Consider the following 12,368-nt stretch of genomic DNA (forward strand, 5'->3'; position numbering starts at 1 on the left):
CCTCGTATTTGTTCAGGGATGACACCCCGTGTCTTTTTATTAGTAAATGTCTTTTAAAAAGCGCTTTTCATTTTTCATGTTGGTCAAATAGACTAAGGCCTCGTCGCCGGATAGATTTCCCTGCTGCTCTATAATCTGCAAAATGGTCTTTTCTACATCGGCGGCCATGTGCGAGGCATCACCACAGATATAGACAAATGCACCTTGCTCAAGCCAGGCATAAAACTTGGTGGAGTGTTCTTGCATGCGATGCTGAACATATATTTTCTGTTGCTGATCCCGGGAGAAAGCCAGATCTAAGCTGCTTAAGACACCTTGTTCAAGGTAACTCTCCCAGTCATCTTTATAGAGATAATCAAGCGATTGATTTTGGTTACCGAAGAAAAGCCAGTTCTTACCTGTGTGCGATTTAGCAGTACGTTCTTGCAAAAATGCACGGAAAGGTGCAATGCCGGTTCCCGGGCCAATCATGATTATTGGCGCATCGCTGTGTTCAGGAAGGCGGAAGCTTTCATTGTCTTCTACAAATACTTTGACCACTCCGTGCATGGAAACCCGTTGACACAAAAAGCCGGTGGCACCGCCTAAATAACGGTGACCATCTGCTTTCTGGTAATCAACCAACACAACCGTTAGGTGAACCTCATCCCTGAATTTAGATTGGCTTGAGGCGATGGAATATTTCCGTGGCGTCAATTTACGCAGACACTGGAGGAATTGCTCTGGTGAAAGTGCAAAAGGATATTTGCGGACTACCTCAAAAATCTGGTGCTGGCGTGCGTACTCTCGCACAGAAGTATTGTCGTCAAGCAAATCGAGCAGATCTTGCTGTTGACTCAGTGCCGCATATTTTTCAATGAACCCCGGATGGCATTGGGTTAACTCAAAATGCTCAACCAATGCTTGTCGAATTGTCATCATCTTGCCTTCGACTTCAGTTTCAACGTCCGGAGAGATCGCCAGACTCTGCAGCAGCGATTCAACTTCTTCGGCAGAGTTTTGGAACCAGACTCCCAACAGGTCACCAGGCTTATATTGAATTCCTGACCCTTCTAAAGACAGCACAATATGGCGGGTGTCTTTTTGGCACTGATCAGCGGTTAGCCTTTCATTGTGTATTAGCTTGGCAGAAAATGGACGCCCCTTATTGTAGTAAGCCTGTTCTGCACGCGTTGAATCAACCGGCTTAACGGCATTGGCGCAGCTGGCTTCAAGTTGACCTTGTAAATATTTAACGGCCGACATCATCCATGCGTCGGCTTGATCGTCATAATCTAAATCACAGTCGACACGTTCTTGAAATCGTTCAGCTCCAAGCTGGGCAAGCCGTTCGTCAAATTCGATCCCCGTCTGGCAAAAGAAGCGGTAGCTGCTGTCTCCTAAGGCCAATACCGCGTACTTCAGGTTATTTAATTTATGGGTATCGTCGGCAAAAAGTTGACGGTGAAAGCGTTCCGCGCCTTCTGGCGGATCGCCTTCGCCATAAGTACTGGTAATGATAATAAGATAGCTTTCCTGCGCCAGATCGTCGGCAGGGTACTCAGCCATAGATTTGACCCGAGCGGGCAATCCGTTGGCATCGCAAGCCGCCTTCATTTGATAAGCCAACCGCTTGGAATTACCGGTTTGCGTTCCAAACAGGATCGTGAGTGTATCAGTTGCTTTGGAGTAGCTTTCAGAAGCACTGATTTCTCGGGTAACGTCTTTGATAAAGATGTTGCCTACTCTGCGTACGGTTGCTTGTCGTAAGCGCACAGCCTCTGACAGGTATAAACCTACCGGGCAAAATAGTCGGCACCAGAATTGAGGGATGAAAAAAGAACCCAGTAGGCTAAACGGCAATATGTACCATTGAATGCCTAATCCTTGCAGGGAAAACATCATGCTGAACGGTTCGTAAGAGCCTAAAGCCGGATGGCGAGACAAGAAAATCAAAACCAGTGCAAGCCAGCTCAAGCCGTAGATCACTTTTTTGGCGTTCTGGGCCATTCCAGGCCGCAAGGCCAGTTTGATGCCGCTGACTTTTTGCAGTAAATCCTGAACAACACTGAAGGGACACAAATAACCACAGTATAAATTCCGGCCCAGTAGAATAATGCTGGTCAGTACACCGCCTATTATGATCCACCAAATTGGATGTTGTCGGAATTCAGGAACATAACCCATGACAATTCCGGCTAAAGTCCCCAGGCTAATGGAGGCATTGACATAAAACCCAACAAAGGCCAGTGTGGCAAACGGAAGTGCGATTTTGAAAGGTTTAGCTATATTTTTCGGGGCGTAAACGACCACGAAAACCATTAAAAACAGCCCAACCATCAAAGCTTCATTAATACCGGGAGACCATTCGACTTCGCGCCAGGTCTTTTTAAGACCGAGGTGGTTTATAGCACCTCGGTGCAACGCTTCGGCTATGGCTTTAGTGAAGCCCTTTGATGAAATGGTTGCCCCGGAAATACCGTCTACGTCTTCATCAAAAATGAAATCATTAGTAACTCGTTTATTAATAAATTGCCTGAAAAAATTTTGCCGGATGAGTTTTTGCAGGTAGGGAGGCGTTTCTTTGTGTGACAATACCACGACTTCTTTAACCCGGGCTGTGCCTTCCTCCTTTTGTGCCCTCACACCAAGTACAAAAGGCCCGCCAAAACCTTTACCGGTTGCAATCACCACGGCTTCGTCAGTGGCATCGGGGCTCGGTACAAATACGACGGGGGCGGCTGAATAGACGTCTGAACGGACCCAGTCGTGATCCGGATACTGGGCTTTTGCTAAGGCCAGGTAGTCAGGTTGAGCGGCAATGTGCCCGATGATAAATGCTAAAACCAAAGTGCTCCACGCAAATAATATCCATATTTTTTCAAGATGCGGGCCTAAATGAGTTTTCATGAAATATCCTGATTGTTTTTATATCTCTAAAGCTAGTATAGAAAAAAAAAACAGAGTGCAAGCAAGGTTGCACTCTATTTATGTTTGTTGTTATACGCTTATACCAATCGGGATAACTGTCTTGATTGGTATCAGACTTTTTGCGGCTGAATATATTTTCTCCACAGCCAGGCGATGATCAGAACGCCCGGTCCAGCAAATAGGATCAGAGCCAATGCTCCTGACTGGGCAACACCTTCAACAAATGAAGCCCCCGCCCATGCCAAACCGAACAGGATCGCCAGACAAGATCCGATCAGAGCTATCCAAACCCACCAACTTAGTTTGACCTTAATCGACAAATAAGCGACGCCCTCTACCATCAGAGTGAACAGGACGCCAAAGCCGAACCACTGCATTAATTCCATAATATCGTTCCCCCATCAGGAAATATTTGAGGTACCAAAAGTCGATTTGTTGTGCTTGTTAACCCGCATGCCTTCACCGGTTCTCCAGAATTTTTTCGCTTTCTCCGGGTTCTGGGTCGAGCCATAACCAAAGGCAGGGTGTAGTTCAGCCATTAAACTGTGGATCGCTGTTGGCATAATTGGGTTAATCGCCATGATGAACCAGTGATGCCAAAAATCCGGCTCGTTGAAGGTACAGGCGGCGATACAGGCACCACAGTCACCATCAATCTCCAGCCAGTAGGTCAGACACCGTTTAGCATCGGTATGGAACTTCTTAACGCCTAGATGGTTACTCCAGTTATACCCCGGCTCATTGGCCCGATCGTGCACCGGGACGAAGCTTGGTTCATCCTGCTGTGATACGGCCTCGCTCGGACAGGCATCGGCGCATTTTTTACAGGATTTACAGAATTCGGTCATGCCCCAGGTGCGCGGTTCGTCATACTGATCTTCAAAGTCGAAATCGGTAAATACCTTACAGATACGTACGCGAGGGCCGTAACCGGGAACCATCAGGCAGTTATTACGGCCACCTTCACCTAAACCGGCCATGATGCCGTAGGCACCGGATATTGCCAGGTCATTACCTGCCCCGACTGCGTTGTAACCAAGGCCGTTCATAAAGTGTTTCATGGCCCCTGCGACCACCGCCATCTGGGTGTAACCCATACCTGCGGCTGCTGCAGAAATACGGCTGGGCGCCGTTGCCATCGCGTCGTAATCCATGGGGACAACCATGACGATGACGGATTTGGGTTTAAACGGAAAATCGTTTTCCCAGCTCAGCTCTTTGTCCTGAGTCAAATCATAAAGCGGATCATAATTCCAACGCGGATCATTGTGCGCAATACCGACCCGCAGGGCACCAAACAGACGGCCAGCAGAACGAATCGCATCGGCGGCTTCTTTGGCATCTTTAAATTGGTGTTTTTCTTTATATTTAGGTGATTGGTCCCAGGTATACGGCGGGGTATTCGGCACACCGGCCCCACCCATAAGCAAAACTTTTCCTTTTTGGCCATGCCATTCGAGCCACGGCATCCAGGTTGCGTGCTGAAGTGCCCCGTCTAGCTGAGTAAAACCAGGGCGGTTAGGATCATAAGGTAAGGCGTGTTCAAAATGTTTAAAGTCCTCCTGCCAGGAATAGTCAGCTGGCTTGTCATGAAGCTTCTTAAACTGCTCCATGCGTGTGTTGTCTTTTTGCACCAGCACTGGGCTGGCGACATAGCTCAGTACCGTATTCTTTTGGTCAAACGGTTTAAAGTCTTCGTTGGTTTCCGGATAATCTTTGTCAATTTTACCTTCAACCGACGCGGCTCCTGCCGCATAAGCGCCTGCACCGCCTAAAAGTGCCGCACCGCCACCAACGGCGACACGTTTAAAAAACATTCTGCGAGACTGGTCTGCATCTTGTTCCGGTTGGTTAGCACTGCCGCCTGTGGATTTAAGGCCTTCTTGGTCTTTACTTTGGTCTGAGGGTTCGTTTGCCATGCTGACTCCTTAGTTCCGGTCTGAGTTACTAAGTCTTTACTCAGTATAGCGATAAAAATACTGTGTTAAGTTGCACCAGAAATGAGAGTCTCCCGATTCGCGTTTTGCTTGGCCAGATATTCCCTTACTTGATAGGCGGAGAGTGGGAGGTAACTTGGGTATATAGGAGACGAAGCGGATATTTCGGGCGGGTTAACTGTGTGGGTGGTCGTGTTCGGATGAACTATTTGAGAAAATAGTGAAGGGAAAGGAAAAGAATTAATAGATCCTGAAAATGACGTTATACCCAAGTGACCTCAAGATGCTCGTTTCAGCGAGAATTTATTGGCTTCTAGGTAAGGCGCTGATTTGAAGACATAGTTATTCTACGTTAAAAATCAGCAACGCAGCATAGGAGCCAATAAAACTCGCCCTTTGGGAGTGAGTCAGCGTGCCCATTTCTGTGTCAAATGAGCTTGAAAGGGGCAACCATTCCTGTGCTCATTTTCCTTGAATTGAACTCGCTGAGCTCACTCTGAATCCTGCATCTTGAGGTCACTTGGGTATAAGACCTGTCAGCCATGCTGACAGGCATTTTTTGTAGTAATGCTCGAACTTTCCTGGCTACTACAGAAGTGACCGCCGGTCAGTTAGCAGGGAAGGCTGAAGTAAATACTTCGGCTTTTACCGCGGCCGGACGGGCAGACATGGCAGTTACGTATTGTTTCAGGCTTGGATAACTTTCCAGTGCATCAATACGATTTAAAATACCGAGCAGTTGGCTGACTAAGATATCTGCCAGGGTGAAGTTTGCAAGCAGGGTTGTTTTACCTTCAAGCCATTGATTGAGAGTTGTCAGCTGTTCACCTAGCGAATCGCGTTTTGCGGCAATATCTTCGTCGGGTTTTTCTGCGCGGATGGCTGAGACATACTGAAAAACAGATGCATCCAGGTTGCTTGCGGCATAGAAATAGAGGCTCAAAAATCTTTGACGTTCCTCAGATGCAACGGCTGGTGCTAATTCTGAGTTTTCTTTCTCGGCCAGAGACAGCATGATAGCTGCAGAGTCATACATTGGCGTATCGTCAATCACCGCTGCAGGAACTAAGCCAAACGGGCTCAGTTTTCGGAAGGCACCTTGCTTATGTTTACCTTCAAACGGATTGAGGCGATTTTCCTCAATCGTTATCCCAAGTTCTTCTGCCAGCCAGCGAACACGACTGCTGCGATCTATGTTGAAAAAAGAGTGTAGAGCCAGAGACATAGCATCTTCCTTGTAGAGTTAGTATTGGAATGACAGTTTAAATTAAAGGTAACCAATCGGTTACTTAATGGATGGTAAACGATCGGTTACTATTGGTGCAATACATATTTTCCTAATCGGTGTAATATATCTAGGTATGCAGGCAAGTAAGTGAAAGATGTATGGCTAGAGCAAAAAAGTACGAGCGTCTTGATGTTGTTCAAAAGGCAGTAGGCGTGTTTCAGGAGAAGGGGTATGAAGCGGCCTCTCTGGCAGATCTGTCTGAGGCTACCGGCCTTAACCGTAAAAGTCTTTATCATGAATTTGGTAGTAAAGCAGGCTTGTTTGCGGTTGCGTTAAGTCATTACATGGAAGGTAAACAGTGCAAGTTTGGTCACCTTCTTATTGCGACACCTCTCGGGCTAAACAATATTAGTCAATTTGTTCAGGCTGCTTGCGATGATGGCTGGCAGGGGGGGAAAGGATGTCTGCTTACTTTATCGCTCAATGAGGAAAACCTGTTAACACCGGAGCATAGTCAAATGCTGCGAGCTAATTACCGCCAAATGACTGAAGTATTTACTGCTAACTTGGAAGCGGCAGCTGTCAGTGATGTTTCGCAGAAGGTGAATTTTATTATGAGCAGCTTGCTGGGGTTTACTTCATTTGTCCGTTTAGCCGCCAGCCAGGCAGATTTTCAGGCCGCCGTAGATCAGGTAATTGCTGTTATCGACAGCTGGTCAGTCTCATAAAAAATCCGATCCATTATAGGATGGTAGCGAATGGATCGCGCTTAGCCAGGGACATGAGTTATGGTAGCCGAGGTTTTTCCGTGTTGGTTCCCTTATTTCCTTTCAATTGAGAAAAGAAAGAAAGCACAATCGCTTTCTTTCTGTATCGGGGTTTATTCTGTTAGCTGTGATGTGAAGTTTTAGTGCTATTTGGTTTTACTTGCCTTAGGTTTCAAAGGCTGATCGCCAATCGTGGTTTTTCCCGGACAAATTCTCTTGACCGGACACTTTGGGCAACCCCAGACTGCTGCATAGGGGCAAAGCGCCATTTCTTTGTTCTTTTTTGTCATTGTTAATACACCTCGTACAAGGTCGGTTGCTCACATTGATAAGTTGCTATTCACCGATTTGCTGCAGCTCATCGATGAATAGCGACCGGATTATTGCTTTCCTTTTACCGCTCAGGTTGGTTATTTAGATAACTCTGCCGTCAGCAGTCGTTTAGTTATATGTTCTTGCAGGTTTTTAGGGTTATCCAGTCCCATACGTTTTAGCAAAGGTGCAACGGTCTGACTTGGCTTAGGTGCGGTAACAGCCTGCCATAAGCATTCCATTTTTCCTTTACGAGAGGCGGTTTTATTCTTCAGTGATTTCAATGCTTTACCCAGTTGCAATTCTTGTTCAGTAAAGCTGCAGCCAAAGGGAAACGGACCGAAGACCTCTTGCTGTGTATATGTTTTATAGAGCTTAGCAATGGCTTGCGGGGTGTTATTGCGGAACTCTGCGGGGATCTCATAATTTTTCGCGACTTTTCCCGCGGCTTTTGCTTTATCAAGTAGCTCCTGCTGGAAGCGAGAATCAGCAATTTTGATCAGTTCGGTATAAACGACATGATCCGGTTTGCTGCGCAGATCAGCAATGCCATATTCAGTGATAACAATGTCACGAAGTTGGCGAGGAATGGTGGTATGGCCGTAGTTAAATAAGATATTGGATTTCAGTTTGCCGTTTCGTACTGCGCAACTGCGTAGTTTCATGATCGAGCGTGAATCTGGCATCTGATGCGACTGAGCAACAAAGTTGTACTGTCCGCCAACACCACTCACCACCTGACCATTTTCTAAAGCATCTGAAATAGCAGAGCCATTAAGTGTGACCATCATTGCTGAGTTAATAAAACGGGCATGTTTACGTTGAGCTTGTTTTAGCTGCTGGTTTCCAATGAAGTGATCATAAAGATCATTCACGTAGTTAACGCTGGTCATGCAGAATTTTTTATGGTCCGCATCACTCATATTATTGAGTGCATCATAGAAATCTCTCGGCCCGATGAAGAAAGCACCATGCATGACTACGCCACCAGCCAGTTCCTCACCTAAGCAATATTTGGTGATCCACTGCAGGGCTTCAGCATTTTTCAGGTTTCCGACAAAGCTCTGGTCGTCAATGTGTAGCAAGTCGTCTATGAGCTTCACTGACGGTTTGAAAACACCAATTCGTTTTAGGTATTCAACATCGTTTTCAGTCAATACTGTCGAGATTGCGTTATGATCCTGCAAAGTGAGCAGGGTAGAAATAGTGACCTGAATGGTAATTTTCTTTTTATTGAGTAAGGTCTGGACAGTCAGATCTTCAAAGACTTCACGCTTTAATATCCCAGCGTTAAACAGATGCATGAAACCATCAACCATTAACTCGCTGCAGCCATATAATCCTTCTTCAAAAGTCCCAGTGTCACCGACACTTTTACAGATAGGAAATTTCTGCTCTACCTGCAGGTCTTTCATTAATTGCTTATACAGTGAATTCTGTCTGTGGCGTAGCATCGTACTGTAGGTAAGTGCACTGCTTAAAGAACCAATGCCCACTTGAAGGGTGCCGCCATCTTTGACCAGTGTGCTGGCATAAAAGCCTATCATATGATCTTCTGGTGAAATACTTGCGTGAGGAGCGGCGAACAGGGCGTAATCTTTGTGATCCTGCTGTAAATTTTGGTCTAAGACCAAATCAAAGACATTATCAGCGACTTCGGCATGGTTTTGCATGAAAGGCATGTTGGTGTTGACTTCTGCGACCATCGCCACATTTGTCCCGTTTTTCTGTAACTTGTCCATTACCGGGGCAAAGTCGAGAGCCAGATCAGAATTACTGCATAAGCTGTAGGTTGTTACTCCGTTAATGGTGCGTTTAGCTACAAGCTGGGCAACGACATTGACGCCTTTGTCTAACAGATCACGAACGGCATGAGTATAGTTTGTACTGGTGTAATTTTGTTGTTGAGGAGAGTTTAAGAAGCTTCCGGCTTTAAAGAAAAATTCGTTGATGGATATGTTGTCTGGTACTGCACCTTTTCTTAAATCAAGTATGTAGTCAAGATCAGGTACATTAGCAAATTCGCGCTCGACAAAAGGTTTCAGAAATTGCCTTTCTAACGCATTTTTTCCGACAGGCTTTTCAAGCGAAATACCCGTTTCGATACTCAGTGAAATAGATGGGTCGGATTTTGCCCTCTGGTAGAGTGCATTGACAAAAGCAATGGGTTTACCAATGGCAAGAGGAAGGCCGACTACAATGTTTTTTCCCACGTGCGCAATAATACTATCAACAAGTTCATCTGTATGAACAAGTACCTCGGCAGGCGGTTTGACGTTATCTACTGATTCCTCAGTAAGAATTTTGGATTGTATAGAAAGGGATTGAGTACTTGTTTCAACCAGCTCCAGTACTGACATAGCGAAGTCCTTTTGTGATGTATTATTATTGGCCATGAGATGTTGTGATTAATATTTTTATTTTTATTTTTATTTTTTCGTCCGCTTTAAGAATAGAGCCATAACTCTACATGTCTAACAACTAATTACTTCTTATTTCATTTAATTGATGCCAATCACAAATATCACCCGGTTGCATAGGAATACCTGCTTCGTATTGTTCACTCTGTAAATAATGACAGCCAATAAATCTTGCAGTAAGGTGTTGATATTGAGGTATTTATTTGTTTCATCTTTAAGGTTTGATTTTTGTGATCTAAATACCTTAAAAGAATAGGAATTAGAAAGAATGATCTAATTTTTATTGTTACCCTCATCCGTTGGTAATAGACGTCTTCTTTATTATGTAAGTTTTAAGAAGATAATAAATAAGGTAAAAGTCATGATGTTTGGAACAATAATTAAGAATGTAAAGCCAATGACTGTTTTCGGTGAAGGTACCGTTCGTAATGTTTTTCTGGCTGGTTTAGGTGTTTATAGCAAAGGCAAGGAGCAGAGTGAACAAACTCAGCGTTTGCTGGCGACTCAATTTAAAGGCTTCGTTGAAAAGGGTACTGACGTTGAATCTGAAACATTGCAGCGTGTCGAGACAACGAAATCTGTAGTACTTAACAAAGTCGAGAGTCAGGTAAATCATGTTATCCGTTGTACTAGTGGAATTGATCGTACTAGGCTATTAGGATTGGAAAACAGCGTTGATGAGCTGACCACAGCTGTCGATAAGTTAATGCAAAAAAAATAACCCTTACTTAATGGCTTTGTCTCTGATACGAACAAGTACTTTTCTCAATGCGACTTTAAGTGCCTATTGTTTGGGATAGATTGGTAGACAGACAGGAATGATAAAGGAACATCTATGCCGAATTTGTCTCTTCTTGACTTAAGTTTTATTATTTTTGAGTCGGCGAAAACACCGATGCATGTGACAGGGCTGGTTGTGTTGGATCCGCCTAAAGAGCAAGCTGCTACTTTTGCTCAAGATCTTTATGCGCACTTTTTGCAACAAACTGATGTGGCAGCCCCGTTTAACTGGAAATTAAACTGGTCATTTACCGGTAAACCTAGCTGGAAAGTAGTGCCAGCTGTGAATTTAGAAGACCATTTACGCATTACCATGCTGCCATCACCAGGCACTGATCAGCAGCTGCAACAAGTCGTTGGCCGTTTGCATAGCCAGGTATTGGATCGCAATAAACCGATGTGGGAAGTATGGTTGATTGGTGGGCTTGAAAATGACCGTGTGGCACTGGTTCTGAAAGTGCACCATTCGATGATTGATGGTGTGCGTGCCAGCAGAATATTTACTCAAAGCTGTGCTACGACGATTGAAGAGTCTTTCTCTAAACCGCTTTGGCAATGTGATTTACGGAAAACAGCTTCTGAGCGAAAAGCAGAAACGCATTTGACCGACATGGTGATGAAGACGGCGAAGCAGGCTTCTAAACAGGTTTCGCTCATTCCTTCGATGTTCCGTCTTGGCAGTAAGTTGGCTTTAAAAGCTGTTAACTTGGCAGACAGCGACCTGAAAATCCCGTTTACTGCACCGAAAACGCCGTTTAACCTCAGTCCCAAACGTAGCCGGGCGGTAAGTCTGGGGCAATTTCCGATTGCCAAATTAAAGCATCTGAGTCGTATCACCGGTGCGTCGATGAACGATGTGCTTTTCACTGTCAGTGATATAGCCTTGAATCAATATTTAAATGATCGCTCATTACCATTAAGAAAGCCCCTGGTCGCGATGATGCCGATTAATTTACGCGGTAAAAATGAATTAGAAGCTAAGGGCAATAAAATGTCGATTGGGCATGTTGAGCTCGGCCGGGCAGATTTATCACCGCTTGAACGCTTAGAAGCCATTCAGCAGGCTACGTTAGATCTTAAAAATGAAGCATTGAATATCTCACCAGACGCGTACATCAATTACTCCCTGTTAGTTAATGGTGTTTCATTAATCAGCGGAAAGTTTGGCCTCAATAGCTTCATTCCGCCGGCAAGTAACCTGCTGATCTCTAATGTACCAGGGTCTAAAGATCGTCTCTATTTCATGGGCGCGGAAGTTAAAGAGCAGTATCCGGTATCGCTGTTAATGCCCGGACAGACGCTTAATATCACCTTCTACAGCAACGCGGGCACCATGTATTACTCGTTGGTCGCATGTAATCAGTCGCTGCCTGGCTTTGAAGTGATTGCCGGCTATATGGAAGATGCGCTGCATGAGCTTGAACAAGAGGTGATGGATGCGGCTATTTCAACGGTAGCTGAACAGATCGAGCCTCATGACGATGAAACGCTGGCAGTGGAAATGGCTGTAACCGCAGCGCGTAATTCGTTAGTACCAGAGGACGAGGAATTCGAAAGGCTGTATTTAGAGAAACAGAAAAGAGTGGAAGAATTAGAAAAACAGTTAGCAAAATTGACTGATATGCTCTCTGTGACTGTAGAGGTCGACCCCAAGGCTGAAGCATTGAACCAGGATGATATTGAAGGTGATAGCGATAGAAAAGTCGTTAACCTTCCATAATTTCACCAGAAAAGGCTGTCATATACCAAGCGGGATAATTGTCCCGCAGGGTATCAACGGCTGAGATAAGTTTCCTTCGTTGTACCTTGATGCCGCAATTACTTTCTGTATTGCGGCTTTTTTGTGCGCGAGAAAAAGGCCGCAAATGCGTAATGCCGTTCACTTAACGTGAGCGGCATTGTTTTTTCTAACGGGATATCGGTTTTTTGAGCACTTCAATACTCTAGGGTAACTTCGTTCTCTTCTAGCAGGTAAAATAAACTGCTTCGCGATCTCTTCTAGTACCATTACTTG

The 12,368-nt window shown here is 45.1% G+C and carries 8 protein-coding genes; 3 read left to right on the forward strand and 5 right to left on the reverse strand.

All coding sequences use genetic code 11. The annotated features are described in order from the left end of the window. Nucleotides 1-39 precede the first annotated feature (39 nt). The 4 genes from L4D76_RS23040 to L4D76_RS23055 all read right to left on the reverse strand — a co-directional run bounded on the left by L4D76_RS23040 (nt 40) and on the right by L4D76_RS23055 (nt 6,072). Nucleotides 40-2,889: an assimilatory sulfite reductase (NADPH) flavoprotein subunit gene (locus L4D76_RS23040; protein ID WP_428443209.1), complete on the reverse strand. Its 2,850-nt coding sequence runs from the start codon at nt 2,887-2,889 to the stop codon at nt 40-42. A 131-nt stretch (nt 2,890-3,020) separates the two neighbouring features. After that, nucleotides 3,021-3,296 (reverse strand): hypothetical protein, encoded by a 276-nt coding sequence (locus L4D76_RS23045; protein WP_428443210.1) that lies wholly within the window; start codon nt 3,294-3,296, stop codon nt 3,021-3,023. Between the two features lie 15 nt (nt 3,297-3,311). Beyond that, complete coding sequence (locus L4D76_RS23050) at nt 3,312-4,829, reverse strand: reductive dehalogenase (RefSeq protein WP_428443211.1); 1,518 nt, start codon at nt 4,827-4,829, stop codon at nt 3,312-3,314. Between the two features lie 625 nt (nt 4,830-5,454). Next, a complete protein-coding gene (locus tag L4D76_RS23055) occupies nt 5,455-6,072 on the reverse strand; it encodes a glutathione S-transferase family protein (RefSeq protein ID WP_428443212.1) in 618 nt (205 codons plus the stop codon). Nucleotides 6,073-6,233: 161 nt separating this feature from the next. Here L4D76_RS23055 and L4D76_RS23060 point away from each other — a divergent pair, with 161 nt between their 5' ends. Continuing rightward, nucleotides 6,234-6,803, forward strand: a complete 570-nt coding sequence (locus tag L4D76_RS23060; RefSeq protein WP_428443213.1) for a TetR/AcrR family transcriptional regulator — start codon at nt 6,234-6,236, stop codon at nt 6,801-6,803. Nucleotides 6,804-7,252: 449 nt separating this feature from the next. Here L4D76_RS23060 and L4D76_RS23065 read toward each other — a convergent pair whose 3' ends face one another. After that, complete coding sequence (locus tag L4D76_RS23065; RefSeq protein ID WP_428443214.1) at nt 7,253-9,514, reverse strand: acetyl-CoA hydrolase/transferase C-terminal domain-containing protein; 2,262 nt, start codon at nt 9,512-9,514, stop codon at nt 7,253-7,255. Between the two features lie 421 nt (nt 9,515-9,935). On the opposite strand from L4D76_RS23065, the gene L4D76_RS23070 reads away from it, so the two are divergent. Beyond that, nucleotides 9,936-10,295 carry a phasin-related domain-containing protein gene (locus L4D76_RS23070; RefSeq protein WP_428443215.1) on the forward strand — a complete coding sequence of 120 codons (360 nt, stop codon included), beginning with the start codon at nt 9,936-9,938 and terminating at the stop codon, nt 10,293-10,295. 114 nt (nt 10,296-10,409) lie between these two features. After that, a complete protein-coding gene (locus L4D76_RS23075) occupies nt 10,410-12,074 on the forward strand; it encodes a wax ester/triacylglycerol synthase family O-acyltransferase (protein ID WP_428443216.1) in 1,665 nt (554 codons plus the stop codon). The last annotated feature ends 294 nt before the right edge of the window (nt 12,075-12,368 follow it).

Source organism: Photobacterium sagamiensis (assembly GCF_050337085.1).
GTDB lineage: Bacteria > Pseudomonadota > Gammaproteobacteria > Enterobacterales > Vibrionaceae > Photobacterium > Photobacterium sagamiensis.